Source organism: Williamsia sp. DF01-3, assembly GCF_023051145.1.
Classification (GTDB): Bacteria; Actinomycetota; Actinomycetes; order Mycobacteriales; family Mycobacteriaceae; genus Williamsia.
Genome location: NZ_JALKFS010000005.1, coordinates 1,007,626 through 1,031,425 on the forward strand (window position 1 = coordinate 1,007,626; position 23,800 = coordinate 1,031,425).

30 protein-coding genes are annotated in these 23,800 nt (G+C 63.4%); 17 read left to right on the forward strand and 13 right to left on the reverse strand.

What is annotated here, in order from left to right:
* The first annotated feature begins 96 nt into the window (after window positions 1–96).
* Complete coding sequence (locus MVA47_RS26975) at window positions 97–612, forward strand: hypothetical protein (RefSeq protein WP_308280502.1); 516 nt, start codon at window positions 97–99, stop codon at window positions 610–612.
* On the forward strand, window positions 609–827 hold the full coding sequence (locus MVA47_RS26980) for a hypothetical protein (protein WP_308280503.1): 219 nt from the start codon (window positions 609–611) through the stop codon (window positions 825–827). Before MVA47_RS26975 ends, MVA47_RS26980 begins: the two co-directional genes overlap by 4 nt.
* Here the strand turns inward: MVA47_RS26980 and MVA47_RS06785 are convergent.
* Window positions 824–1,534 carry a FadR/GntR family transcriptional regulator gene (locus MVA47_RS06785; protein ID WP_247207207.1) on the reverse strand — a complete coding sequence of 237 codons (711 nt, stop codon included), beginning with the start codon at window positions 1,532–1,534 and terminating at the stop codon, window positions 824–826. The genes MVA47_RS26980 and MVA47_RS06785 overlap by 4 nt on opposite strands.
* Before the next feature lie 123 nt (window positions 1,535–1,657).
* Here MVA47_RS06785 and MVA47_RS06790 point away from each other — a divergent pair, with 123 nt between their 5' ends.
* Entirely contained in the window at window positions 1,658–2,158 is a 501-nt protein-coding gene (locus MVA47_RS06790) for a gluconokinase (RefSeq protein ID WP_247207208.1), read from the forward strand.
* Window positions 2,158–3,558, forward strand: a complete 1,401-nt coding sequence (locus tag MVA47_RS06795; RefSeq protein ID WP_247207209.1) for a gluconate:H+ symporter — start codon at window positions 2,158–2,160, stop codon at window positions 3,556–3,558. Before MVA47_RS06790 ends, MVA47_RS06795 begins: the two co-directional genes overlap by 1 nt.
* 130 nt (window positions 3,559–3,688) lie before the next feature.
* On the opposite strand, the gene MVA47_RS06800 is transcribed toward MVA47_RS06795, so the two are convergent.
* The gene (locus MVA47_RS06800; protein WP_030168925.1) at window positions 3,689–4,327 is read right to left on the reverse strand and encodes a carboxymuconolactone decarboxylase family protein; all 639 of its coding nucleotides are present in this window, start codon (window positions 4,325–4,327) and stop codon (window positions 3,689–3,691) included.
* A gap of 36 nt (window positions 4,328–4,363) precedes the next feature.
* Window positions 4,364–4,930 carry a VOC family protein gene (locus tag MVA47_RS06805; RefSeq protein ID WP_247207210.1) on the reverse strand — a complete coding sequence of 189 codons (567 nt, stop codon included), beginning with the start codon at window positions 4,928–4,930 and terminating at the stop codon, window positions 4,364–4,366.
* A 57-nt stretch (window positions 4,931–4,987) separates the two neighbouring features.
* Between MVA47_RS06805 and MVA47_RS06810 the strand changes: the two genes are divergently transcribed.
* Window positions 4,988–5,617, forward strand: coding sequence for a TetR/AcrR family transcriptional regulator (locus MVA47_RS06810; protein ID WP_247207211.1), 630 nt, complete (start codon window positions 4,988–4,990; stop codon window positions 5,615–5,617).
* A gap of 2 nt (window positions 5,618–5,619) precedes the next feature.
* Here the strand turns inward: MVA47_RS06810 and MVA47_RS06815 are convergent, their stop codons facing one another.
* Window positions 5,620–6,243, reverse strand: a complete 624-nt coding sequence (locus MVA47_RS06815) for a DUF2231 domain-containing protein (RefSeq protein WP_247207212.1) — start codon at window positions 6,241–6,243, stop codon at window positions 5,620–5,622.
* Between the two features lie 176 nt (window positions 6,244–6,419).
* Between MVA47_RS06815 and MVA47_RS06820 the strand changes: the two genes are divergently transcribed.
* The 8 genes from MVA47_RS06820 (at window position 6,420) to MVA47_RS06850 (ending at window position 12,453) form a co-directional block, all read left to right on the forward strand.
* A complete protein-coding gene (locus MVA47_RS06820) occupies window positions 6,420–6,896 on the forward strand; it encodes a Fur family transcriptional regulator (protein ID WP_247207213.1) in 477 nt (158 codons plus the stop codon).
* Window positions 6,897–6,990: 94 nt separating this feature from the next.
* Window positions 6,991–8,445 (forward strand): catalase, encoded by a 1,455-nt coding sequence (locus tag MVA47_RS06825; protein WP_247207214.1) that lies wholly within the window; start codon window positions 6,991–6,993, stop codon window positions 8,443–8,445.
* 137 nt (window positions 8,446–8,582) lie between these two features.
* Window positions 8,583–9,056 carry a Dps family protein gene (locus MVA47_RS06830; protein WP_030168942.1) on the forward strand — a complete coding sequence of 158 codons (474 nt, stop codon included), beginning with the start codon at window positions 8,583–8,585 and terminating at the stop codon, window positions 9,054–9,056.
* Window positions 9,057–9,187: 131 nt separating this feature from the next.
* Complete coding sequence (locus MVA47_RS27190) at window positions 9,188–9,376, forward strand: hypothetical protein (protein WP_374474472.1); 189 nt, start codon at window positions 9,188–9,190, stop codon at window positions 9,374–9,376.
* A gap of 23 nt (window positions 9,377–9,399) precedes the next feature.
* The gene (locus MVA47_RS27195) at window positions 9,400–9,669 is read left to right on the forward strand and encodes a CrcB family protein (protein ID WP_374474353.1); all 270 of its coding nucleotides are present in this window, start codon (window positions 9,400–9,402) and stop codon (window positions 9,667–9,669) included.
* Between the two features lie 11 nt (window positions 9,670–9,680).
* The gene (gene crcB / locus MVA47_RS06840) at window positions 9,681–10,031 is read left to right on the forward strand and encodes a fluoride efflux transporter CrcB (RefSeq protein WP_247207215.1); all 351 of its coding nucleotides are present in this window, start codon (window positions 9,681–9,683) and stop codon (window positions 10,029–10,031) included.
* A gap of 132 nt (window positions 10,032–10,163) precedes the next feature.
* Window positions 10,164–11,015, forward strand: a complete 852-nt coding sequence (locus MVA47_RS06845) for an acyl-CoA thioesterase domain-containing protein (RefSeq protein WP_308280504.1) — start codon at window positions 10,164–10,166, stop codon at window positions 11,013–11,015.
* 223 nt (window positions 11,016–11,238) lie between these two features.
* Complete coding sequence (locus tag MVA47_RS06850) at window positions 11,239–12,453, forward strand: HNH endonuclease signature motif containing protein (protein ID WP_247207217.1); 1,215 nt, start codon at window positions 11,239–11,241, stop codon at window positions 12,451–12,453.
* A 132-nt stretch (window positions 12,454–12,585) separates the two neighbouring features.
* Here the strand turns inward: MVA47_RS06850 and MVA47_RS06855 are convergent, their stop codons facing one another.
* Genes MVA47_RS06855 through MVA47_RS06865 form a run of 3 tightly spaced genes read right to left on the reverse strand, consistent with a single transcriptional unit; the run spans window position 12,586 to window position 14,709 of the window.
* Window positions 12,586–13,344 (reverse strand): AIM24 family protein, encoded by a 759-nt coding sequence (locus tag MVA47_RS06855; RefSeq protein WP_023956490.1) that lies wholly within the window; start codon window positions 13,342–13,344, stop codon window positions 12,586–12,588.
* A 10-nt stretch (window positions 13,345–13,354) separates the two neighbouring features.
* Window positions 13,355–14,080: an AIM24 family protein gene (locus MVA47_RS06860; RefSeq protein WP_023956488.1), complete on the reverse strand. Its 726-nt coding sequence runs from the start codon at window positions 14,078–14,080 to the stop codon at window positions 13,355–13,357.
* Window positions 14,081–14,085: 5 nt separating this feature from the next.
* On the reverse strand, window positions 14,086–14,709 hold the full coding sequence (locus MVA47_RS06865) for an AIM24 family protein (protein ID WP_247207218.1): 624 nt from the start codon (window positions 14,707–14,709) through the stop codon (window positions 14,086–14,088).
* 204 nt (window positions 14,710–14,913) lie between these two features.
* On the opposite strand from MVA47_RS06865, the gene MVA47_RS06870 reads away from it, so the two are divergent.
* Window positions 14,914–15,393, forward strand: coding sequence for a hypothetical protein (locus tag MVA47_RS06870; protein WP_247207219.1), 480 nt, complete (start codon window positions 14,914–14,916; stop codon window positions 15,391–15,393).
* Between the two features lie 44 nt (window positions 15,394–15,437).
* Here MVA47_RS06870 and MVA47_RS06875 read toward each other — a convergent pair whose 3' ends face one another.
* Window positions 15,438–16,334, reverse strand: a complete 897-nt coding sequence (locus tag MVA47_RS06875) for a hypothetical protein (protein ID WP_247207220.1) — start codon at window positions 16,332–16,334, stop codon at window positions 15,438–15,440.
* Between the two features lie 72 nt (window positions 16,335–16,406).
* The gene (locus MVA47_RS06880) at window positions 16,407–17,360 is read right to left on the reverse strand and encodes a GlxA family transcriptional regulator (protein ID WP_247207221.1); all 954 of its coding nucleotides are present in this window, start codon (window positions 17,358–17,360) and stop codon (window positions 16,407–16,409) included.
* Window positions 17,361–17,443: 83 nt separating this feature from the next.
* Here MVA47_RS06880 and MVA47_RS06885 point away from each other — a divergent pair, with 83 nt between their 5' ends.
* Window positions 17,444–17,614, forward strand: a complete 171-nt coding sequence (locus MVA47_RS06885) for a hypothetical protein (RefSeq protein ID WP_247207222.1) — start codon at window positions 17,444–17,446, stop codon at window positions 17,612–17,614.
* A gap of 38 nt (window positions 17,615–17,652) precedes the next feature.
* Here the strand turns inward: MVA47_RS06885 and MVA47_RS06890 are convergent, their stop codons facing one another.
* Together MVA47_RS06890 and bfr are read right to left on the reverse strand one after the other, a co-directional pair.
* Window positions 17,653–18,318: a serine protease gene (locus MVA47_RS06890; protein ID WP_247210634.1), complete on the reverse strand. Its 666-nt coding sequence runs from the start codon at window positions 18,316–18,318 to the stop codon at window positions 17,653–17,655.
* Between the two features lie 248 nt (window positions 18,319–18,566).
* Complete coding sequence (gene bfr / locus MVA47_RS06895; protein ID WP_247207223.1) at window positions 18,567–19,046, reverse strand: bacterioferritin; 480 nt, start codon at window positions 19,044–19,046, stop codon at window positions 18,567–18,569.
* A 149-nt stretch (window positions 19,047–19,195) separates the two neighbouring features.
* Between bfr and MVA47_RS06900 the strand changes: the two genes are divergently transcribed.
* Together MVA47_RS06900 and MVA47_RS06905 are read left to right on the forward strand one after the other, a co-directional pair.
* A complete protein-coding gene (locus MVA47_RS06900) occupies window positions 19,196–19,813 on the forward strand; it encodes a fatty-acid--CoA ligase (RefSeq protein ID WP_247207224.1) in 618 nt (205 codons plus the stop codon).
* Window positions 19,814–19,828: 15 nt separating this feature from the next.
* On the forward strand, window positions 19,829–20,020 hold the full coding sequence (locus MVA47_RS06905; RefSeq protein WP_030168973.1) for a bacterioferritin-associated ferredoxin: 192 nt from the start codon (window positions 19,829–19,831) through the stop codon (window positions 20,018–20,020).
* A 17-nt stretch (window positions 20,021–20,037) separates the two neighbouring features.
* Here the strand turns inward: MVA47_RS06905 and MVA47_RS06910 are convergent, their stop codons facing one another.
* Together MVA47_RS06910 and MVA47_RS06915 are read right to left on the reverse strand one after the other, a co-directional pair.
* Window positions 20,038–21,162, reverse strand: a complete 1,125-nt coding sequence (locus MVA47_RS06910; protein ID WP_247207225.1) for a nitronate monooxygenase — start codon at window positions 21,160–21,162, stop codon at window positions 20,038–20,040.
* 106 nt (window positions 21,163–21,268) lie between these two features.
* Window positions 21,269–23,650, reverse strand: a complete 2,382-nt coding sequence (locus MVA47_RS06915) for an FdhF/YdeP family oxidoreductase (protein WP_247207226.1) — start codon at window positions 23,648–23,650, stop codon at window positions 21,269–21,271.
* Window positions 23,651–23,800: the final 150 nt, after the last annotated feature.

Sequence of the window (23,800 nt, forward strand, 5' to 3'; positions counted from 1 at the left end):
AGTTGTCGGGGACGGTGTCGGACGGCAACCTGGTGGAAAGACGAAAGGTGCGCACTCTGGTCCGGGCGCAGGTGGGCTAGTGGGACAATCGACGGTGTGACGCAGGACCCAGACAAGCAGCCGATGGACCCGGACCGCGATGGCCCCGACCTCGAGAAATCGAGTAGCGGCCCCGACGGCCCGGTAGAAGTGCCGTCCGACCTCTCCGGCATGCCGTCATTGGCCGAACTCGACGCGATGGATCTGGCGGCGATCGAGGCGGGGCGACAGTCCAAGGACAAAGACCACGCGGTGCTCGATGAGCCGACACCTCCTCCGGCCGCGCTGTACCACGCCTGGTTGTTGTGGCTGGGTGGTGCCGCTGCTGCGCTGGTCAGTGTGGTTTACGGGTTCGTGAACTCGGGGTCCATCAGCGATCTGCTCAATGAGCGCCTCCAGGCCGATGTCGCCCGTGATCCCGATGCGGCGGCGCCCGCGGACCGCATCGACTCGTTGGCGAACTTCTTCCCCCGGCAATGCTCGTGGCAACGCTCGTTTTGCTCGCCGTGCAGTATCCGCTCTTGGTGGCGACGTCTCGGCACCGCAGTCGGGGTGCCAGGAACGTCTACGTGACCGCTGTGCTGGTGATGCTGTTGTGCATCCCGATGGGTATCGATCTCCTCTTCGACTATCCGTCGATCTCCGGCGTCATCAAGTTCATGGGGTGGCTGCAGTTCGCGTTGCTGCTGTTGTCGGCGCTGTTCACTCTGCGTCGTGGCGTCAACCGATGGCTGCCGCCCTCGATGAGGATGAAGCCGACCCAGATCATCCGGCCGGGTAACCGCTAGTCCTGGTCGGGTTCGCGTACAGCGTCCGCGGCTTCGATGATGATCTCGCGCATGGCCCGCTCGGCATCCACGGGGTTGCGCAAGCGGATGGCTCGGGCGACCGCGTCGTGGAGGTCGATGGCCGCAGGGTTGGGGTTGGTCGGCATCATGCCGTGATGTGTACGACCGGCGAGCACCTCACCGACCACATCGCTCAGCGCGCGGAACATCTCGTTCCCGCTCGCCTCGAGCAGCGTGCGATGGAAGACCTTGTCCGCCAACAGATACTGGTCGAGGTCGCCCGACCGGCCGTGCATGACCATGTCCGAGACCGCGGCAGCGAGAATGCGGCACTGGTGCTCGTCCGCGCGCTCTGCAGCCAGGGCCGCAGCGACCGGTTCGAACCCTCGCCGCAGCTCTGACAGGGTCAGAAGGAAGTCGGTTCGCTCCCCGGCGTCGAGTCGCCACCGGATCAGCCGTGGGTCGAAGACATGCCAATGGCTACGGGGCTGAATGGTGATCCCGACGCGTCGGCGTGAGGCCACGAGGCCCATCGATTCCAAGACTCGGATGGCTTCGCGGGCGACGGTACGCGACACCCCGTACTGGACGCCGATGCTGTCGAGAGTGAGAACCTCGCCCTCACGGTGATGCCCGGAGACGATCTGCGTGCCCACGCCGGTGAGAACGCTGCCATGAAGTTCACCCACACTCGCGTCTGTTGCCACCGATTTATCTTCTCATTGTCGCCAAGCCTCTTCAAAAGAATGCTTTAAGTGATCAGGCTCTTGCAAAAGTATGATCATTGGGGCAATATCTGTGACCGGCAGCACAAGAGCGAGGAGTCAACAATGCGAGCACCGCTGGTCGTCATGGGAGTGTCGGGGTCCGGCAAGTCCACCGTCGGAGCCGCGCTGGCACAGCGCCTCCGGGTGCCTTTCGCTGATGCAGACGATTTCCACCCGCCGGCCAACATCGCCAAGATGTCCAGTGGACAGCCGCTCGACGACAACGATCGTCACCCGTGGCTGGAGGTGATCGGCCAGTGGCTGGCCGATCATGCCGATGGGGGTGTGATGAGTTGTTCGGCGCTCAAGCACAAATACCGCGACCAGCTCCGGAGGCATTGTCCCGAGGTGTGTTTTGTCCACCTCGACGGCACGCCTGAGGTGATCTCGAAACGTCAGGCAAGCCGGCCGGGGCACTTCATGCCGTCGTCGCTCTTGTCGTCGCAGTTCCACACTCTCGAACCACTCGCTGACGATGAGCGAGGAATGGTCATCGACATCGATCAGTCGATCGACGACATCGTCGAGTCCTACATCACCCGGACAGAACACAAGGAGAACTGATGAGCTCACTATCGGCGGTGCTGCTGGCGGCAGACACCGAACTACCGGAGCCGGTCGCCGCCGGGTGGCAGTTGATCCTCGCTGCACTCGTCGGCATCGCTGTCATCGTCGTGTTGATCACCATCGCCAAGGTGCACCCGTTCCTGGCGCTCGTGGGCGGCGGGCTCACAGTGGGAATCGTTGCCGGTGAGGCGGTTCCGGACGTGCTGGAGTCGTTCACCGACGGGTTCGGCAGCACCGCGGCCGGAGTCGGGATCCTGATCGCGCTCGGTTCGATGTTCGCAAAGCTCCTCGCGGACTCCGGTGGCGCCGATGAGATCGTCGACACCATCGTCGGACATGCTTCGCCCCGGATGTTGCCGTGGGCGATGGCCCTCGTCGGTGCCATCATCGGTCTGCCGATGTTCTTCGAGATCGGCCTGGTGCTGTTGATGCCGGTCATCTATCTGGTGGCGCGCCGGTCGGGCCTGTCGTTGATCACTGTCGGAATCCCTGCTCTCGCAGGCCTTTCGGCGATGCACGGCTTCGTGCCGCCCCATCCGGGACCGTTGGTCGCCATCGACGTGCTCGGTGCGGACCTCGGGACCACGCTGGCGCTCGGTGTCGCGGTTGCGGTGCCGACGATCATCGTGGCCGGACCTCTGTTCGGAAAGCTCGCGGGCCGCTGGGTGGTGCTGCCGGTTCCCACCACCTTCGAAGCCGATCCCGAAGACACGCTTGTCAAGACCAAGCGCCCGTCGTTCGCCATCACGATGTTCAGTGTCCTGCTGCCGGTGGTGTTGATGCTGGGCAAGGCCATTGCCGAGATCTTCATCAGCAATGACGATCAGATCGTGCGGCAGGTACTCGACGTGCTCGGAACCCCGATCATCGCCTTGCTGATCGCAGTGGTGGTCGCGATGTTCACCCTCGGCCGTGGGTCGGGGATGGATCGCGACACCATCTCCAAGACGACCGGCGCTGCCCTGCCCGCGATCGCCGGCATATTGCTCATCGTCGCTGCGGGTGGCGGCTTCAAACAGGTTCTCGTCGACAGCGGGATCGGCACGTTGCTCGCCGATTGGGCCAAAGAAGCGAACATCTCCGTGCTGCTGCTCGCCTGGGTGCTCGCCGCCCTGATCCGGCTGGCGACGGGGTCGGCCACCATTGCCACGATCACTGCGTCCTCGCTCATCCTGGGCCTGGTCGACGGGCTGAGCAGCGGCGAACTGTCGCTGGTGGTCCTGGCCATCGGTGCCGGCTCGGTCTTCTTCTCTCACGTCAACGACGCCGGCTTCTGGCTGGTGAAGGAGTACTTCGGCATGAGCGTCGGCCAGACGATCAAGACGTGGTCGATCATGGAGACCGTGTTGTCGGTGTCCGGCCTGATCGTTGTACTGCTTCTGGGCCTGGTGATCTGAGGCAACCCATCACAGAAACCGCTCACCCGCGATTCACCTTGGAAGGTGACTCTGCGGGTGGGCGGTTTCGGCGTGGGGCTGGCCTGTGTGCAAGGGGCTCAGGTCGGCGCCGCGGTTGGTGACCCAGGCGTCACTCCCCGGACAAGTCCGCAGACAGATCACGAGCACCGATGCCGGCCGGCACCTCGACCTCGACCACCGGCTCCTCGCGGTCGTCGAACTCGAGGCGCAAGGCGCGACAGATGGTGGCGTGCATGTCGTAAAGGCATGTGATGTAGGTCAGTTCGAGGATCTCGGGATCGCTGAGATCGGCCTTGAGGATGTCGACGACCGCGCCGGGCACCCGACCACCGTCGAACACCAGGCCATCGGTATACGCGAGCACGGCCCGTTCCAGTTCGGTGTAGCAGTCGGCGATCTGCCAGTGCGCTATGGCGGCGATCTTCTCTTCGGGCATCCCCAGCGAACGCATCTGTTTGGAGTGCTGGGAGAAGACGAATTGGCTGCCCCGCGCATATCCGGCCCGGCACTGGCCGAGCTCACGCAGCATCGGGTCGAGCGTCGCGTTGCGGTAGAGCGCGAATCCCCTTACCGCATGGTCGAATACGTTGGGCGACTGAGCGAAGACAGTCCACCAGTCGCCCGGAGTGCCGTGAACGGTTCCCCCGTCGACCGCCGGGTCTTTGTCGGGGCCGAAGAGCCTGTCGTAGAAGTACAGGATCTTCTCGTCGGTGACCTCCGCGCGGGGTACTTGGCGAAGACGTGGCACTACAGTTCCTCTCGTCGATGGTCTCGCGATCTCTGGCTACGGAGAGGTCGCCACGCGTCGGTCGGCAGCGGTCTTCGGCTCGTGAGCTACGTCGGCATCGGTGAATTCACGTGTCCAGCAGGCGAACTCGAGCAATACCCCGTCCGGGTCCTGGAAGTAGAACGACCGCACGAATGTGCCGGGATACACGTGGCGAGACACCCCGAAAGCGCTGTCATCGTGGTTCAGCACCTGGCTCACCTTGATGCCCTCGGACGTGAACCGGTCGTAGTATTCGTCGAACTTCTCTGGCGGCACTGCAAAGGCCACGTGGTTCATCGAGCCGACCGCGCTGGCGAGCTCGCCCTCGTCGGGGAGGCCCTTCGGCGCGGCGATTCCCGGTGCGGCGTCAGGCGAGTCCGCCAGCCAGAAGAACGCGATGGTGTTTCCGTTGCCGCAATCGAAGAAGAAGTGCTGACCCAGATCGGCCGGTAGCTCGATGGTCTTGATCAGAGGCATGCCCAGGGTGCCCGAGTAGAAGTCGATCGTCCGCTTCATGTCCGAGCACACCAAGGCCAAGTGGTTGATGCCGCCGAGTTCGTATTTGGTGTTCACTGCGCCCATGTCCGCTCCCCTCAAACATGACTTGACTGTCATGTCATGTTTGGACAGAGTGTGATCGTGATCACGCAACCTGTCAACACTGCGCTGCCGACGGTCGAGAGTTTGACCCCTCGAGGCCGGAAGACGCGGGATGCGTTGCTCGACGCCGCGCGCGTGGTGTTCGAGGAGGTCGGGTTCCTGGACACCAGGGTTGAGCACATCGCCCAGGCCGCGAACGTCTCCTACGGCACCTTCTATCGGTACTTCGAGTCGAAAGACGTCGTGTTCTGGGAACTGAGCACCCGACTGTTCGAGGGCATCCACCGCCGAGACGGCATGGACGACAACGCCTCACCGGCGCAGCGGCTCATCAACTCCAATCGTGCGTATTACCAGGCCTACCGCCGAAACGCGAAGCTGATGGCGATCGTCGAACAGGTCGCGACCTTCAACATCGACTTCCGACTCCTGCGCCATGAGCATCGCCGCCAACTCATCGAACGCAGCGCTCGCGCGATCGCCCGGTGGCAAGACGACGGTGAGGTGTCAGCCACGCTCGATCCGGAACTGGCGGCCCGCTCGCTGGCCGCGATGGTGGACCACACGCTCTATCTGTGGCTTGTGCAGGGGGAGGACGCCGACGAAAAGGCCCTCCTCGACACGCTCGACCAGATGTGCCTGGGTGCCCTCGGGCTGAACCGCCCCTGAGGTCAGCGTTCGCGGAGCACGCCGGCGCTTTGTGAGTAGGACAGATGGCCACCGAGTGCGCCGGCGACGCCACTGATCGCCAGCCCCGCGAGCGACCAACCGCCGCCGCGCAAAGCGAACCCGTTGTGGCGGTGCCACCAGGATCGCGCCAGGCAGCCGAGGCTGACGGTGTTCGCGGCCATGTGCACAACTGCGACCCGGCGCTGGGCCGTGTCGAGCGTTGTGTACTCGGCAAGCCCTGTGATCGAAGCCGGGAGTGCCGCGGCGATGCCGAACGCGACCAGCCGCTGGGCAGCGATGCGCTGGCCGGTGAGGTCCAGAACCGGCACTGCCATCCACGCGCCGATGGGCACTGTGACCAGTACGGGATGGAGGGGATGTCCGAGCCATCGACCACGCAGTACATCGAGGACCGCGGGCGGGATCGCGCCGTTCACCAGGTCGGCAAGTTGACCCGCCGGCGCATCGACCGCGGAGAGTTCCTCGACGGAGGCGAGGGCGTGGGCCACCGGGCGGGGGCCGTCCGGCCGGACCACGTCCGTCAGCGACGTGACGGTGTCCGGGTCTGGTCCGGCGTCCGTCTGTGCCGGAGTTGTCGCGCTGGGGTCGTTCGGTGATGTGGTCACGTGCAGGGGATTCCCGATTTCCGTCGCTTCAATCACGTCGGCACCGGGCGGTACTGCCGTACTGATCCGTGCGGGTCTCGACCATCTGATAGCCCACTCTTCACGTAGGCCAACAGATTGGATAGATTCCAGATTAGATCTGGACTCATTCCAGAAAAGAGGGTACGGTCGGAGACATGAGTTCGCGGCAACCAAACCCAGACACGCGAGAGCAGTTGCGTGCAGTGGGCCTTAGGGTGACCGCGCCGCGGGTGGCGGTCCTCGAGGTGCTGGAGCGGCATCCCCACTCCACTGCGGACTTTGTCGCCGCTCGCGTTCGCGAACAACTCGGCGGCGTGTCGACCCAGACGGTGTACGACGTACTTCGCGTCTGCTCCGAACGCGGTCTACTGCGGCACATCGAACCAGCAGGCTCGTCCGTCCGGTACGAGAGCCGGATCGGTGACAACCACCACCATCTCGTCTGCCGCCGGTGTGGAGCGATCCATGATGTCGACTGCGCGGTGGGGGAGGCTCCGTGTCTCGAACCGAGCGAAAAGCACGGGTTCGTGATCGACGAGGCCGAGGTGACCTACTGGGGCTTGTGCCCCGGCTGCCGGGCCGAGTCCACTGATGGCTCTGCGATCACCGGACTTCCGCGGGCCGTGACCTGACGGCCGGCCGACGGGTTCGACGTCACGAAAAGACTGCAATACAGCGTTTCAGGCCGCATCGGCAGTACCCGATGCGGGTATCAGGAGGCAACAGATGACCCCACGTACAACCACCAACCAGGGCATACCGGTATCGAGTGACAACGAGTCGCTCACCGCCGGCACGCAGGGACCCATCCTGCTACACGACCACTATCTGATCGAAAAACTCGCTCAGTTCAACCGCGAGCGTGTTCCCGAGCGAGTGGTGCACGCAAAAGGTGGCGGAGCATTCGGTGAGCTACGAATCACCGGCGACGTCTCCCGCTACACGAAGGCGAAGTTCCTTCAGCCGGGTAAGACAACCGAGTCGCTTGTCCGATTCTCCACTGTCGCAGGCGAACAGGGCAGCCCAGACACCTGGCGCGACCCACGCGGATTTGCCGTGAAGTTCTATACCGAGGACGGGAACTACGACCTCGTCGGCAACAACACCCCGGTCTTCTTCATCAAGGATCCGATCAAGTTCCCCGACTTCATCCGTAGTCAGAAGCGACTGCCCGGCTCGGGCCTGCGTGACCACAACATGCAGTGGGACTTCTGGACACTGAGGCCGGAGTCGGCGCACCAGGTGACGTGGCTGATGGGTGATCGTGGTATCCCGAAGACCTGGCGCCACATGGACGGATTCGGCTCGCATACCTACCAGTGGGTCAATGCTGCGGGCGAGCGCTTCTGGGTGAAGTACCACTTCAAGACCGATCAGGGCATCGAGTTCCTCACGCAGGCAGAGGCCGACACCCTTGCAGGTACTGACCCCGACCACCACCGTAAGGATCTGTACGAGTCCATCGAGAAGGGAAACTTTCCCAGTTGGACCCTGAAGGTCCAGGTGATGCCAGTGGCCGAAGCGGAGGGATATCGGTTCAACCCCTTCGATCTGACAAAGGTGTGGTCGCAGAAGGACTATCCGCTGATCGAGGTCGGCAAGTGGACACTCAACCGCAATCCGGAGAACTTCTTCTCCGAGATCGAGTTGTCATCGTTCGAGCCGTCGAATGTCGTTCCGGGCATCGGCTTCTCGCCCGACAAGATGCTGCTCGGCCGGGTCTTCAGCTACGCCGACGCGCACCGCTACCGAATCGGCGCCAATTACGCTCAGTTGCCGGTGAACTCGGCCAAGGCCGCAGTGGTCAACACGTACTCGAAAGAGGGTGCGATGGCGTACAACTTCAGCGGACCGCAGGTTCCTGTGTACGCACCGAATTCGTTCGACGGTCCACACGCCGATCCTGCAGCGGCCGGCGACGAAGGCCTGTGGGCCTTCGATGGCCAGGCGGTGCGGGCCGGGTACATCGAGCACGAGGAAGACGGCGACTTCACCCAAGCGGGCATTCTTTACCGGGAGGTCTTGAACGACGACGAGCGCGATCGTTTGGTGAGCAACATCGTCGGGCACGTCTCGGACGGAGTGCGTGAGCCTGTACTGTCACGCGTTTTCGACTACTGGAAGAACGTTGATCCCGAACTCGGCAAGAAGGTCGAGGAAGGTGTTCGAGGCGGAATCTGAAGTCGGACATGCGCCCAGGCAAGGCTGACCTCAGCGCTCACATGCCTGACCGGCCGTGACGGATTACGACGGCATCGGTCAAGATGGTGGTGCCGGATACCGGCCGCACCAATTACTTCAACAGAGAGGAAAGTGCAATGAGCAACCCCATCACAAGCACTCTGAACGACGACCAGCAGTCGATCGCCGGAAAGGCGCTGCAGGAGACCTTGGTTGACCTGATCGACCTGTCGCTGATCGCCAAGCAAGCTCATTGGAACGTTGTCGGCAAGCAGTTCCGGTCGGTGCATCTCGAGCTCGACGAGCTCGTCACCGCTGCTCGCGAGTTCACCGACGCCGCCGCCGAGCGGGCGACGGCCATCGGCGTAAGCCCGGACGGCCGGTCCGAGACCGTTGCAAAGACCGCGGGTACCAAGGGATTCGGCGAAGGCTGGACCAAGGACTCCGACGTCGTCGATGCGATTGTCGCGAACATCAAGACCGTTGTCGACGGTCTGCGCACGCGAATCAAGGCCACCGAAGAAGCTGATCCGGTCACCCAAGACCTCCTGATCAGCTTTGCGGCGCGGCTCGAGCAGCTGCACTGGATGTGGCAGGCGCAGGTCGCCTGACCGGATCGGTCAGCAAGTCCAGCGCGTCTCAGACGCGCTTGTAGAAGAGAGCCCCCACGGCACAGCCCCTCGGCCGTGGGGGCTTTCGCATGCCGTATGCGGTCGGCACCGTATCGAAGTACATTCACCTGGTGACGCGGCCCGATTCCCACCCCGAACTCCCCGGGGATCCCGACGTGATGGCTGCACGACCGTTGCACCTGCGTCCGGCCTCGCTCGCGATGGTCTTTGCGGGAGGCCTGCTGGGCACCGGTGCCCGCTACCTGATCGAGCAGGCCTACCCGTTTCACCCCCGCAGTGGCCGTGGGCCACCTTCCTGATCAATCTCGCCGGCGCCTTTGCGCTGGGCGTTGCCTTGGAAGCGCTCACCAGGATGGGGGATGACACCGGGCGCCGACAGCGGTTTCGCCTGTTCTTCGGTACCGGATTCTGCGGGTCTTTCACCACCTACAGTGCCTTTGCTCTCGAGGCTTCTCTGCTCGGCAGAGATGGCGATGTTGTTGTCGCCGTGGCCTATATGGCGACTTCTGTGATCCTCGGTGTGGTGATGGCCTGGGCGGGCATCGCTGTTGCCACAAAGGCACGCGTGAGTCGATCGGCGCCTCGCCGATGATAGTTCTGGTGATGTTGGCCGGCGCAGCCGGAGCGGTGACCCGTTTTCTGGTCGACTCGGAGGTCAAACGCCGCCGCCCCTCAGTGTTTCCGTGGGGGACGGTGTTGATCAACGTGTCGGGCTCTTTGCTGATCGGGCTGGTGGCCGGAGTGGTGTTGTTCCACGGCCAACCAAGTGCCTGGCAGACCATTGTCGGGACCGGATTCTGTGGCGGGTACACAACATTCAGTACGGCCAGTGTCGAGACGGTGCGCCTCGCTCAACAGGGGCGTCACGGGATGGCCCTTTCCAATGCTGTTATCCCGCTTGCTCTCTCGGTTGGCGCGTGCGCATTGGGGCTCTGGCTCGTTTATCTGGTGTGAGTTCGGTGCGCCACTCGTCGGACCGGCCTTGTGTGCCGCGCATAGGTTGCTCCCTTGACAAAACTAGAACACGTTCTAGTGTCGTTCCTAGGGGCCGGGAACGGGTCGAGTCAATCCTGAGGGGGATGGACAGTGGGGTATTTCGAGCATGGCGACGAGGGTTTTCATCCCTTGCCATTCGCCCAGAGTCAGTGGGCACCGAACTCGATCAACGGCTCGGCGTTGGCCGGGCTGATCGCGCATGCGCTCGAGAAAGACTGCGGTTCAGGCAGTTATCGAGCTGCGAGGTTCACCATGGACATCTTCCGGCAACCGGAGTTCGCTCCGATTCAAACCCGGGGCGCGGTGAAACGCGAAGGGCGCAGCATTCGAATCGCCGATGTCCACGTTTACCAAGGGGATCGAACAGTGGCGCGGGCTTCGATGGTGTCGGTCACGCCGACCCGGGAACCGGTGGGTGCCCGATGGCGTCCGGATAGCCCGTCGATGTCCTTGGACGAGCGGGTCGCAGAAGCGTTGCCGCAACCTGGCATCCTGTGGGGCAGTGACGAACACCCTGATGGGTGGAGTGTGCCGATGCCGGAGCATCAGAATGCCAGTCGGAAACGGCTCTGGTTCGACCAGCCCTCATTGTTTGACGACGTGGAGAACACGCCGCTGGTTCGCGCAGCCATGCTCGGCGAGCTGGCGAATACTCTTACGAGCTGGGGCGACCGGGGTGTCGGATTCATCAACCACGATGCGACCATCCTGCTGGCCCGTATGCCGATCGGGAACGTCGTGGGGATCGAAGCCGACAACCATCTGTCTGCCGATGGCATTGCCGCGGGCGCGGCCACCATGTGGGACTGTCAAGGTGCATTCGGAATGAGCATGGTGGGCGCGATTGCTCATTCGGCCGGCAGTCTGGACGCGTCGAGCGGACCGGATGATTGGCAGGAAACCGACAACTCTTACCAGGCTTCCTTCGATACCGACGACTAGCCGGGGGAGCGGCGCCCGGTTCTCGATTCGAGCCGACATGCCACCAAGATGACGGCCGCTGTTCATCTGAACAGATGACTATCGAATGTGTGTTCGATTCGATAGGTTGGTGGCAGCTGATCGTCCGCATGACCTGATTCTGAGATACGTGACTACGCCACCATTGTGATCGGCTGCCCCAATGTTGTTGTCTCAGTGTTGTTGTCTTGGAGGGGGTGTGGTGATGGCTGTTGTTGATCTGGTTGATGAGGTCATCGGGGTGGAGTTTCCGGATGATCCGGCCGGGGTGGTGGCTGTGGTGAAAGATCTGATCACTGTGCGTAATGCGGTGGAGTCTCGGTTGGCGGCCGGCGCAGCGGTCATCGACCGCCTGGGTGTGGCCAAACGTCTGGGGTCGACCACGTCGAAGGTGTTGCAGGCCAACGGTGCCGCGCCGGGCGCGGCGGCACGGTGGCTACGCATCGGCACCGGCCTGGCGGGGTTGGATCGTACGGCCGGATACTTTAGGGACGGATTTCTCTCCGCCGAGCATATCGATGCAATAGTCCGGGGTGTCGGCCATGTTCGCAGCCGCATCCCCGGTGAGGTGAGTGACGACTTCCGGTGTGAGGTCGAGGGAAAACTCCTGGCTCATGCGATCTCTGGTGCACCACCCGCAGAGATCGGCCGGATCGCCCGGACGGTGGGTAATGAGGTCGCCGGAGAACAGGGTGGGGTGCCGGCCGCCGAAGACGCCTCGTTGAACACGCTGGACTATGCGGCTACCCCAGACGGTCGACTGGCAGGCCGCTTTGATGTTGATGCGGTGACCGGAGAAAAATTTATGTCCGCACTGGACGCGTGGTCCCGACCGCGTCCCGAACCGGACGGGAGCGCCGATACCCGCACACCGACGCAACGACGGGCCGATGCATTACATCAGCTCCTCGACTGCGGTGGCGGTGGGCAGTCGCTGATATCGGCGCCGAGGACGGAGGTGGCCGTGACCGTTCCGGCTGATCATCCCGACCTTGCGTCACTGCGGTGGATGGGTCCGGTCACCGAAGCAACCGCAGCGGCGTTGGCGTGTGATGCCAGCATTACCTCGATCACCCTGGACGGGCAGCAGGTGCCGATTGATTTGAGTCCGCCCAAGCGTTTGTTCACCGGACCTGTGCGTAAAGCGATATTGCTTCGCGATACCTGCTGCATCAAGTGCGGGGCGTCGGCGACCTGGTCGGACTGTCACCACATCGTGCACTGGGCCGACGGCGGACCCACCACCCTGGGCAACGGATGCCTGCTGTGCCGCACCTGCCACCGGGCCGTGCACCACACCGACTGGGACATCACCATGGGCACCGACGGGCACCCCTGGCTGATCCCACCCGCCGACATCGACCCCACCCGACAACCACGACCGGCCTACAACCGCCGAACCCTCACCCTCGCAGCATAAGTCGACGAGCAGTTGCGCACCCGCGCCCTCGATGTGGTCGAGACCGCGCAAGCCCTTTGACAACTCCATAGTGTGAGCTCCGCGCGGGTGTTTCGCGACTCCCAGGCGTGTATGAGGTGCGATTGCCTGCCGTCAGTACTGCTGCTGGCCCGCCATCTGGGTCTGGATGCGTTGCTGCAGGCGTTGCAGTCCCATGGTCGACAACCCGGGGATCTGGCTCTCCAGCTGGCGAACGAGGTTGTGGTCGTTGATCACCTTCTCGCTCGACTGGATGAGAACCGTTCCGGCGCCGGTGAAGTCGAACTGCTGTTCCTCGCCACTGGCGGCGCCCATCATCGCTGCGCCGGCTGCCATGAAGCCCGTGATCCATCCCTGGTCATAGTGGTGGCTGGGGGAGGGGCAGTCGGCCCAGCCGACCAGCGCCTCGGGGTCGACACGCAGCGGCGGTTCGGCGAACATGACCGGCCCGTTCGAGGATGCCAGGAACTTTCCGGTGCCGATGAGTGTCAGGTACCCCGGCACGATCGACTGGTTCAGCTGCAACCCTGGTTCGAAAGCCAGTAGATTCGCCGCCCGAACCGTGAGGTTGCCGTCTTCGAGGTCGTACGAATTGATGTCGAAGCCGCGGTCGCCGATGATCAGCGTTCCCTGGCCCTGGGCGATCACGTAGTCGCCCATGTACAACGGCGCGCTAATGGTGCCGGCCAGCGACTGCATCATCGCTGTCTGCATGCCCTGGACCAGAGCCTGGAACTGCATCTGTCCGTAGTAGGCGATCATGGCGCCCTTGGACATGATCCAGGGCTTGGTCAGCTGCATGTAGTACGCGTACGTGTTGCCCGGAATGTTGTCGTCACCTTGCAGCATCGACGGATTCAAGATGTCGCTCATGGCTTTTCCCTCACAGCTTCTGTTCGGATGCTTGGACGAAAACGGTTCCTTGGCCCTGGCACTGCAACTGCATGGCCTCGCCGGCGCCGCGGCCGACCGCGTCGCGCCAGCCCATCGTCGATTTGAGCTGCGTTTGGACGTTGCCGAACGTGCCGACAAAGGCCTGTGGATCCACGATCACCGGATACTGGCCGCCGACCTGGATCTCCAACACCTCACCGTGAGCCAACAACACGACCGAGCCCATGCCCTGGAGTTGGGTGGTGAACATGCCGTCACCGGTCAATGCGCCGGTGGCAGCTCCGCGTAGAGCACCCATGATTCCGCCGCCTCGACCGCCGCCGCCCCCGCCGCCCTGCGAGGTCATCGAGACAATCGACGCCTGCAGACCCGACGTGTAGCCGAGCGTGCGCGATGCGTCAGCGGTGACCGTTCCTCCCTGGGGCATGTCGATGACGTGGACGGCGAGACCGGCAAACCCGTAGTGCACGTCGCCATTTCCCTGCGCAAGCATCGTGGCCTCGTGCTCGCCGCGCATCATCCGACCCGCCATGCCCGCGACGGCACCCATGCCGCCCATTCCCGGCATGCCACCCCCTCCTGCGCCGGGGATCTGATGCGGCGAGAACTGCACCTGACCGGTGTAGAAGAGCATCGCGCCCTTACGGGCGACCACGCCACCGGCGTGACCGACGTTGACCTTGACCACTTTCGAGTTCACTTTTTCGAAGACCATTGCACTCACCGTTCCGCCGGCTGGATGGACACAACACCCTGACCCTGCCACCGCAGCGAGAACGCCTCGCCGCCGTCCTGGCCAATCATCGACCGCCAGCTGACGTCGGTGACAAACGATTGCTGCAGTTGACCTTTGGCAGACACAAACGCATCCGGGTCGACCACCAGAGGCATGTTCGGGCTCACCTCGAGATGAATCAAAGGACCGCCGGCCGACAGCAGGGCCACCTGACCCGTGCCCGACACCGTCGTGGTGAAAAGACCTTGCCCGCTGGACATCCCGCCGAGTCCCGAGAACTGGACATTTGTTTGAAGATTACCGGCCATAGCCAGCAACTGCCGAGACTCCACCTGGATCGTCTCGTTGTTCAATTGCAACACCGTTGTGTACTGAGCGCCGATCGCGAGGTGGACCAGGCCATTGCCCGTGCACTCCATCAGCTTGAGCGATTCACCGGTGGCTTTCTGCTTGAGGCCGGCGAGCACACCCGCTCCGCCGCCGAATCCGGCTGCCTTGAACTCAACCTGTCCCTGGTACGAGACCATCGACCCGCTGACGGCTCTGATCGATGTGTTGTTGAGCCGTGCCTCGACCACGCGTTTGGTCAATCCGAATAACTCGGCCATGTTGTGCGTCCTCTGAGTTCAAGCGTGCTGAGCGATGACTGACATATCGTAGGCATCAGCAACCCAGGTGAACAGCCCGAATCCTCGGTTCGACTGACGTCCGCACACATGCTTCGTGGCGCTGCGCGCCGAGCGCAGCCGGAATGCCCGATGGGTTCGACCAGACGGACGTGAGCGCTGGTCGGCTGCCGTAACGTGACCGGCGTGAATGATGCGTCGTGGGGTGCGGTAGGTGTCGGGATTTTTCTCATCGCGGTGGTGTTGGGTATCGGCCTGTATGTCCGGTACAGGCAGAACGAGGCGGCTCGGCTGGACCGCGACGTCGATCTTGCGGTGAAACTGCGAACGACCGCAGGCCAGGACCCCGTTCGGGCGGCGGCGATCGACGAGTTCGAGGTGGCGATCTACGAGCGGTTGTTCTACGCATCCACGGTCGGGCCACGAGCGCGGGGCGCGGCGTGGGCCCTGCTGGGTGCCGTGCTCGCGGCGTTCGGTGCACTGTGGGTCCGCGACGGAGGTGGAGTCATCACGGACGTCGTGCATTACGGATTGGCCGCTGTGGCAGCCGGTTTCGCTCTGACCTTCTTGGTGTTTCTGGGGCTGACGCTGTACGCGGCAACCAGCATGCCGCGGATTTCGTTCGCGGACTCGTACGGCGACGAGCCCGAAAGCTCCACCGACTGAGGCGAACCCATTGTCGGCGAGGTCTGATCGGTGTTCGACAGACGTCAGTAGGGCTGGTAGCCGTACGTCGGCGCTTGCACAGGTTCCTTTCTGCGGCCCAACATGATGCCGGCGAGGCTTGTCCCGGTGACCAGCAGCAGGGTCAGGGTGGCGAGCACGGCGCCCGGACCTGTCGAGAAATTGTTGGTCGCCTCGAAGACCTCGGACTCGATGTCCGACTCGAACAAGATGCATATGCTCGGCGCTGCCAGAAAGATGATCGCCAGCAGCAGGTGCAGAACCGACAGAACGAAGACGGCGATCGAATTGCCGAAACGTCCTATGTTGCAGAGAATCAGCAGGCCCAGAACGGCGACCGGTAGTACAAAAAGCGGAAGGAACACCCCGGCATAGGGCGCTCCGCTCGCCCCCGATCCCAGATCAACCGATTCGCCTGCTTCGAACACCTGCCCCCATCCGTTGACCGAGGCTCGCGGGCCGCTGCTCATCTTCGGCTCGAAGGACGCCCAGGTCAGCCATCCGTAGGCAACCATGAGTAGAGCCCCGACGAGCGCTGCGGCACCGAACGCGCGCGTGAGCCCGACCGCAACCGGCTTAGGATCAAGGCCCGGCATCGACCCCCAGTACTGCGGTACCCCGACCTGCGGATTGCCGAACTGTGGGGTCCCGTATTGGGGGGTCTCGTACTGAGTGTTCCCGTACTGGGTGGGTTGCGAAAACTGCTGTGCGCTCGGCTGATACGGCGGTGGGTACGGCACGAACTGATCGGAGGCCTGGGCAGGCGGGTACGGATTGAAACCACTCTGGTCGACGTGACCGGGATGGTGAGAGTCGACGGGTGCGGCGAAGTGCTGCGTGGGTTGCGCGCCTTCGCCGGGCCGGCGGTCAGCCTTGGTCAGGTCGGGACGTGAGCCGGAAGCGTCGCCCGGATCGTTGGTCATGATGTCTGCAAACCCCCGCTGTCGATGTCCGTGTTGCCGGTGCACACATCGTAGACACGGACAGCGCGTGGTTCAGCTGGCGCAACCGAAGCGGACGCGAAACGCAGTGGGCGTGATACCGACGATGGCCGAGAAGTGGTGTCGCAGCAAGGTCGCCGAACTGAAACCGACCTGACGGGCCACTTCCTCGATGCCGCGATCGGTGGTTTCCAGCAGGCTCTGCGCGGCGAGAACCCGCTGCTCGGTGAGCCAGCGCAACGGGCTGGTGCCCACTTCGTCGGCGAACCTGCGGGCAAAGGTGCGTGGGGACATGTGTGCTTTGGCGGCCATGTCCGCGATCGAGATGTCCTGCTTCAGATTGCGCAGCATCCAGTTGAGCACACGACCGAATCCGTCCTCATCACATTCCGGCACAGGCGCTTTCACGAACTGCCTCTGCCCGCCTTCGCGTTGCGGAGGAACCACCATGCGGCGGGCGATCTTGTTCGCAATCGTCGGCCCGTGCTCGGTGCGGACCAGGTGCAGACTGGCGTCGATGCCGGCTGCTGTACCGGCACTGGTGATGATGTTGCCCTCCTGGACGTACAGCACATCGGTGTTCACGTCGACGTCCGGGAACAGCTCGGACATTTCCTTGCCGTACTTCCAGTGGGTGCTCGCGGAGCGGCCCTGGAGCAGGCCGGCGGCGGCGACGATGAACGAGCCCGTGCAAACCGACAAGATGTATGCGCCTCGAGCGTCGGCTGCCCGGAGTACATCGAGGACCGCTTCGGGGTAATCGCTGCGGATCTGCCCGGCCGGTATCGCCACCAGGTCCACATCGGCGCACGCCTCGAGCCCGTACTGCGGAATGACCTGGGCGCCCGTCGTGAAGTTCAGCGGTTTCCCCGGTTCGATTCCGCACACGCGGTAGTCGAACTTCGGTACACCCTCGTCGGTGCGGTCCACGCCGAATACCTCGCTGACCACGCCGTACTCGAAGGCGGCCACGGGCTCTTGCAGGATCACGGCAACGGAGCGGAGCATGACAACCAGTATGGCAGAAATTATGCGAAGACTGGCAAAACAGCCAGTGGTGGCACTATCTGTTCGCGCGCATAGTTTCAGACATGGAAATCGCAATCATCTTGATCCCAGTCCTCATCATCGCCTTCGTCGCGTTCTACGAGAACGCCAAGAAGACAGCTCACCTGCCGCGCGCCCCGTTCGGATTCGACGCCGAGTACGGCCCCGATTCCGCACGGGTGCGCGACGAGTTGGAAACCTTGACGCGCCGCTAGAGCGCGTCGGAGGTCGCTTGCCGAGAAAGCCGAGAGAATCAGACGACGTGGAACGCGGTGATGCCGCGCGCCGGCAGGTCGTCGAGGATCGGTTTGATGTTCGTGCCGGTCTCCGGCCCGATGCATCCGATGAAGTAGTAGGCGTTGACCATGCCGACGAGTCGGTCGCCGACCACCACCGGGCTACCCGAGTCCCCCTCGACCACGCAGATCTGGCTGGTGTGCGCTGAGCCGTCCGAGAACCACGTGATGCCACAGGTGTTGGCGGTGGTGCGTCCCTGTTTGCAGCCGATCTCCGGGAAAGTAGGGGCCTGCGTGCGGATGCCCCGGATGGTGACGCCGCCGACGCGCTGAACGGGGTTCACCTTCGCTGAATCGAACCGGACGATCGCGTAATCGAGATCCCGGTGGGTGAAGGTGACCTGGCCGACCGGTCCGAGTCCTTGGGCAGCTTCGACGAACACTGCCTTGCCTGCGGGGCCACAGTGACCTGCGGTGAGACCCACCAGGATGTTGTTCTGGTCGCGGCCGATGGCGGTCAGTGTGCAGGCGCTCGCCGTGCCCCTGTCCTTGTCCACCAAGATTCCGGTCCCACCGCCGACGTTGGCCTTTGCGGGCGCAGCTGAAGCGGTGGACACCCCCAGTGCTGTCAGTGCGACGAGCGCGCACAGAGTTGCAATGAGCGTGGTGGCCTTCTTGAACATCAATTCCTCACGGTAAATCTGCCGGGACAATGAGGAACCTACCAGCCGTGTCACGCATCACCGGCACCGTCGCACGGACTCGGGTCCCTACCGAACGTTCCGTCGTGAGCGACGGTCAAGGCGCCCAGAGTGGCGAAACGGGCGGGAGCGCAGTCGGATCCGGCTGTGCCTGACATCGCCAGCGCGCGATCAGCGGGTGTGAGAACCCCCGGGGTCTCGGGAGTCGATGTCCCCACACCCGCCGGAGATCACTTGGGCGGACGGGCCACGCACTGGGCCAGGTACAACTGGTCACCCAACGTGTTCATCAATTCGAGCTGCGTCTGCAGGTAGTCGACGTGGCCTTCCTCGTCGGCCAGGATCTTCTCGAGCAGGATCGCGCTCGTCGAGTCCTGCTTCTCACGGCACATCACGATCCCAGGCTTGAGGCGTGCGACCACGTCCAGTTCGATCTGAAGATCGCTTTCGAACTGCTCACGCAACGTCTGGCCGACCTTGAGTGAGAACAGCCGCTGGTAATTGGGTAGTCCGTCCAGCAACAGGATCCGGTCCGTGAGTGCCTCGGCGTGGTTCATCTCCTCGAACGACTCGGCACGAGTCTGAGCGGCGATCTCGGTGTATCCCCAGCTGTCCTGCATCTTCGAGTGCAGAAAGTACTGGTTGATCGCCGTCAGCTCGCTCGTCAGCTGCTCGTTGAGCAGTTTGAGAACTTCTGGATCTCCTTGCATGAAATCTCCTCACATCGAAGAGCACGTCGTGTCGCCAACGGGAGGGCTGGTCCCGGAGGGGCTGTGCAACACACGCGTCCGGAATCAATTTATCTCGGTACGATGCTGTTTTGGTGACAACGACCGGACCTCGGCGGCAGGATGGATCAATGACCCAGCACTCTCGAATCCTGGCCTCGGACTTCTCGCTCCCGAGTGACGAGGGAATCGTTGATGTTCTGTCTTCGAACAACGACTCGCTCGCGAAGCTGGGTGCCCATCACATGGTGGTCTACAGCGGGCTGGATGACCCGCGGCGCGTATTCGCCACGCTGGGGTTGCACGACCGGGGCTCCATCGACAAGCTGCTCCGCAATCCTGCGGTCATGGATTGGTTCGATGCGGCCGGCGTGGAGGAAATCCCTCCTCTGTTCGCGGGCGAGGTTGTGGAGAAGATCGATCTGGTCGACGAGCCGGCCGACCACACGGGCATCATCGTCGCTGCAATCGCTCCGATCGACAACGTGGATGTCCTGCTGGCGAAGGTTCGGGGCAGCCTGCGGAGGTTCATCGCTGCAGGAGTCCGGCGTGTCTGGATCTACCGGGCGTTCGATGACCGGAACGAGGTCATGATCTTGCAGGAGCTCGACACCGAAGAGCACGCGACCGCCTGGGTGGAACAGCCCGACGCTGCTGCCGAATGGATGTCGGGTGCGGGCGTCGGGGTGTATCCGCCTCTGTTCGTGGGCAAGTTGCAGCGGGTACTGGAACTGCAGTTACAAGCCTAGGTATCGGACGTCGTCATGTATGTGTGTCTGTGCCAAGGGGTTACGAGTCACGTCGTCGAGCAGGCCGTGGCCGACGGTGCGCGTACCTCCAAAGAGGTCGCCAACGCCTGCGGCGCCGGTCGTGACTGCGGCAGATGCCGACGCACCGTACGCGCGATCATCGAGGCCCACTTCGCGGACGTGCCCACGGCGGGCGTGCAGCCGTAGGCGACGTCCACCGAGCCTCAGGTCAGTGCGTTGAGTTGGTCCAGAGTTGTTGTGGCGTCGAGGTATTCCTGAACCCACCGTTCGATGACCGCGGCGGACTTCTCCACTTTGGTGAACTGCCCGACCACCTGGCCGACCGGATTGAAGGCGACGTCCACGGTTTGGTCCGGGTAGCGGTGCGTTGCGGCGACAGCCATCCCGGACACCATGTACTGCAACGGCATTCCGAGCGGTTCGGGGTTCTCCGGCTTTTCCCAGGCCTCGGTCCAGTCGTTGCGCAACATCCGGCAGGGCTTGCCCGTGAAGGATCGACTGCGAACGGTGTCACGGCTGCTGGCCGACACGTAGGCGGCCTGCTGAACGGCGGTGTTCTCCGACTCCTCGACCATCAGCCACTGCGAACCCGTCCAGGCTCCCTGGGTGCCGAGAGCGAGAGCGGCCGCGATCTGCTGGCCGCTGCCGATGCCGCCTGCGGCCAGAACCGGAATCGGCGCAACTTCTTTGACCACCTGCGGCCACAAGACGATGGATCCGACCTCGCCGCAATGGCCGCCGCCCTCACCGCCTTGGGCGATGATGATGTCCACGCCGGCGTCGGCATGCTTGCGGGCCTGCTTGGGTGACCCGCACAGCGCGGCGACCTTCCGGCCGGCCTCGTGGATGTGGGCGATCATGTCCGCGGGCGGTGTGCCGAGGGCATTTGCGATGAGGCTGACCTTGGGATGCTGGAGCGCGATCCCGACCTGAGGGGTCGCGGTGGCCTCGGTCCACCCCAGGAGCTGGAGCGAGTTCTCTTCGTCCTCGGGTAGCGGAACACCGTGGTCGAGGAGGATCTTGCGGCCGAAGTCGAGGGTTTCGGCCGGGACCATCGACTGCAACATGGACGTGAGTTCCTCGGCGGACAGGTTGGAGTCCATGCCCTCGTACTTGTTGGGGATCACGATGTCGACGCCATAGGGATGGTCACCGATGTGCTCATCGATCCAGTTGAGTTCGATCTCCAACTGTTCCGGGGTGAATCCGACCGCACCCAGCACCCCGAATCCGCCCGCCTTGCTCACGGCGACCACGACGTCGCGGCAGTGGGTGAACGCGAAGATGGGGAACTCGATGCCGAGATCGTCACAGATTGGGGTGTGCATGGTGTGCCTCGCAATGCCGGGTTTTCAACATGAACATGCTCCGAAATAGAACGTGTTCTAGTTGTGTACCCCGTCGCGCGACGGTTTACAACCCCAGGTTCCCGCGTCAGCTCAGATGCTCGGGCTGCGGTTGGGTCTTGTGACTCCAGTCCGATCCGGTCGAGTCCTGATCCGCGGCATTCTCGGCCGATCTGCCCTCGCCTGCGGGAACGAGCGAGACGATGATCGACTTCGAGGTGGGGCAGTTGCTCTGCAGCGCGGTCGAGTCCAGCGGGACAAGGGGATTGGTCTCGGGGTAGTACGCCGCAGCCGAACCCCGCGGCGTCGCGTACTCCACGATCCGGAACGAGGGCGCACACCGCACGTTGTCGTCGTCATCCCATTTGGTGACGATGTCGACGATGTCGCCGTCCCGGAATCCCAGCGCGGAGATGTCTTCGCGGTGCACGAACACAACACGGCGACCACCCTCGATGCCGCGGTAGCGGTCGCTGAAGCCGTAGATGGTGGTGTTGAACTGGTCGTGGCTTCGAAGTGTCTGCAGGATCAGGTGATTCGGCGGGACCTGGAGAACATCGATGGGGGAGACGGCGAACTCGCCGAGACCCGACTCGGTGTCGAAGGTCCGGGAATCGCGCGGTGGGTGGGGCAGGATGAACCCGCCGGGCCTGCGGACATTCACCTCGTAGCCTTCGCATCCGGGCACCACCTGCGCGATGTGCGCTCGGATGTTGCGGTAGTCGTCGCGCATGGCTTCCCAATTGATGCCATGCCGGTCGCCGATGGTGGCTTCGGCGATCGAGGTGATGATCGCGACCTCGGACTTGAGGTGCGGGCTCGCCGGAGGGAGTGGTCCACGCGAGGCGTGCACCGAGCAGGTCGAGTCCTCTACCGAGATGTACTGCTGCCCACTGGCCTGCACATCTTTTTCCGTGCGGCCGAGGGTCGGCAGGATCAGTGCGGTCTGGCCGCACACCAGGTGGCCGCGGTTGATCTTCGTGGAGATCTGCACGGTCATCCGAACCTTGCGAAGAGCGTCGAACGTGACGTCGCTGTCCGGGGTTGCCTGGGCGAAGTTGCCGCCCAGACCCAGGAAGAAGTGCGCCTTGCCGTCGCGCATCGCCCGGATCGAGTCGACGGTGTCGAGCCCGTGCTCGCGCGGGGGATCGAACCCGAACTCCTTCTGGATGGCGTCGAGGAAGTGCTGCGGGGGCCGTTCCCAGATGCCCATCGTGCGGTCGCCCTGCACGTTCGAATGCCCCCGCACGGGGAACAATCCCGCGCCCGGCTTGCCGATGTTGCCCTGTGCGAAAGCGAGGTTGGTGACCTCTTTGATGGTGGCGACCGCATTACGATGCTGCGTCAGTCCCATCGCCCAGCAGAACACCGTGGCCTTCGAATCCCGCAGGAGTTCGGCAGCTTCGGTGATCTGTGCGCGGGAGAGTCCGGTGGTGGAGGTGACGACGTCCCAGTCGACTGCACTGACATGCTCGCGCCACGCCTCGAAACCGGTGGTGTGCGCGGCGATGAAGTCGTGGTCCAGCGCGTCCCACTCCACGAGTAGGGATCCGAACGCCTGGAAGAGCGCGAGGTCGCCGTTCAAGGCGATCGGCAGGAACATGTCGGTCAGGTCGGTGCCCGGCCCGACCATGCCGCGGGGCGTCTGAGGATTCTTGAAGTTGACGAGTCCGGCTTCACGCAGCGGATTGATCGAGAGGATCTTCGCGCCGTTCTGCTTCGCCTTCTCCAGGGCGGAGAGCATCCGTGGGTGGTTGGTGCCCGGATTCTGGCCGGCGATGATGATCAGCTCGGCGTTGTAGACGTCGTCCAGGGTGACACTTGCCTTGCCGATCCCGATCGATTCCTGCAGTGCGATGGACGTGGACTCGTGGCACATGTTCGAGCAATCGGGCATGTTGTTGGTGCCGAAAGCGCGCGCGAACAGCTGGTAGACGAAGGCGGACTCGTTCGAGGCCCGGCCCGATGTGTAGAAGACGGCTTCGTCGGGTGAGGCGAGACCGTTGAGTTCGTCGCCGATGAGCGTGAAGGCGTCGTTCCAGTCGATGGGTTCGTAGTGGGTTCCGCCGGGACGCTTGATCATCGGATGAGTGATGCGCCCCTGCTGCCCCAGCCAGTGCTCGGTGCGTCCGGACAGATCCTCGATGCTGTGTGCGGCGAAGAACTCCGGAGTTGCCCGGTTCGTGGTTCCTTCCTCGGCCACGGCCTTCGCGCCGTTCTCGCAGAACTCGGCGGCGTGGCGATGGCCCGGGTCGGGGTCCGGCCACGCGCAGCTCATGCAATCGAAGCCCTCGGCCTGGTTCAATTTGAGCAGCGTCTTGGCGGTCCGAACCGCCCCCATGTGGCCGAGGGCGCGTTTCATCGAGACGGCTACGGCAGTGGCGCCCGCCGCATGCGACTTCGGCTTCTCGATCTCGAGCTGTGCGAGATCCCGCTCGTTCTGCTGTTTGTCCGCGTCCGGGTCCGGCATGTCCGCCTCCTACAACTCCGAGTCCACCGAGGAGTCCGGAAGTGGCCACCCCGATGCGGTGCCTGCGCGAAGCCTGTGGGTTCAGGCACACACAAGAACGATGACTTTCACGGTAGGGCGTCGCGCGTCATTTGACGAATGGGGATCCTG

Excerpts from the sequence above, each read along its gene's own strand:
- MVA47_RS06790 (WP_247207208.1), top strand. The coding sequence starts at position 1,658 with ATGCGAGCACCGCTGGTCGTCATGGGAGTGTCGGGGTCCGGCAAGTCC.
- MVA47_RS06795 (WP_247207209.1), top strand. The coding sequence starts at position 2,158 with ATGAGCTCACTATCGGCGGTGCTGCTGGCGGCAGACACCGAACTACCG.
- MVA47_RS06805 (WP_247207210.1), bottom strand. The coding sequence starts at position 4,930 with ATGGGCGCAGTGAACACCAAATACGAACTCGGCGGCATCAACCACTTG.
- MVA47_RS06820 (WP_247207213.1), top strand. The coding sequence starts at position 6,420 with ATGAGTTCGCGGCAACCAAACCCAGACACGCGAGAGCAGTTGCGTGCA.
- MVA47_RS06825 (WP_247207214.1), top strand. The coding sequence starts at position 6,991 with ATGACCCCACGTACAACCACCAACCAGGGCATACCGGTATCGAGTGAC.
- MVA47_RS06830 (WP_030168942.1), top strand. The coding sequence starts at position 8,583 with ATGAGCAACCCCATCACAAGCACTCTGAACGACGACCAGCAGTCGATC.
- crcB (WP_247207215.1), top strand. The coding sequence starts at position 9,681 with ATGTTGGCCGGCGCAGCCGGAGCGGTGACCCGTTTTCTGGTCGACTCG.
- MVA47_RS06850 (WP_247207217.1), top strand. The coding sequence starts at position 11,239 with ATGGCTGTTGTTGATCTGGTTGATGAGGTCATCGGGGTGGAGTTTCCG.
- MVA47_RS06855 (WP_023956490.1), bottom strand. The coding sequence starts at position 13,344 with ATGAGCGACATCTTGAATCCGTCGATGCTGCAAGGTGACGACAACATT.
- MVA47_RS06860 (WP_023956488.1), bottom strand. The coding sequence starts at position 14,080 with ATGGTCTTCGAAAAAGTGAACTCGAAAGTGGTCAAGGTCAACGTCGGT.
- MVA47_RS06865 (WP_247207218.1), bottom strand. The coding sequence starts at position 14,709 with ATGGCCGAGTTATTCGGATTGACCAAACGCGTGGTCGAGGCACGGCTC.
- MVA47_RS06875 (WP_247207220.1), bottom strand. The coding sequence starts at position 16,334 with ATGACCAACGATCCGGGCGACGCTTCCGGCTCACGTCCCGACCTGACC.
- MVA47_RS06880 (WP_247207221.1), bottom strand. The coding sequence starts at position 17,360 with ATGCTCCGCTCCGTTGCCGTGATCCTGCAAGAGCCCGTGGCCGCCTTC.
- MVA47_RS06885 (WP_247207222.1), top strand. The coding sequence starts at position 17,444 with ATGGAAATCGCAATCATCTTGATCCCAGTCCTCATCATCGCCTTCGTC.
- MVA47_RS06890 (WP_247210634.1), bottom strand. The coding sequence starts at position 18,318 with ATGTTCAAGAAGGCCACCACGCTCATTGCAACTCTGTGCGCGCTCGTC.
- bfr (WP_247207223.1), bottom strand. The coding sequence starts at position 19,046 with ATGCAAGGAGATCCAGAAGTTCTCAAACTGCTCAACGAGCAGCTGACG.
- MVA47_RS06900 (WP_247207224.1), top strand. The coding sequence starts at position 19,196 with ATGACCCAGCACTCTCGAATCCTGGCCTCGGACTTCTCGCTCCCGAGT.
- MVA47_RS06905 (WP_030168973.1), top strand. The coding sequence starts at position 19,829 with ATGTATGTGTGTCTGTGCCAAGGGGTTACGAGTCACGTCGTCGAGCAG.
- MVA47_RS06910 (WP_247207225.1), bottom strand. The coding sequence starts at position 21,162 with ATGCACACCCCAATCTGTGACGATCTCGGCATCGAGTTCCCCATCTTC.
- MVA47_RS06915 (WP_247207226.1), bottom strand. The coding sequence starts at position 23,650 with ATGCCGGACCCGGACGCGGACAAACAGCAGAACGAGCGGGATCTCGCA.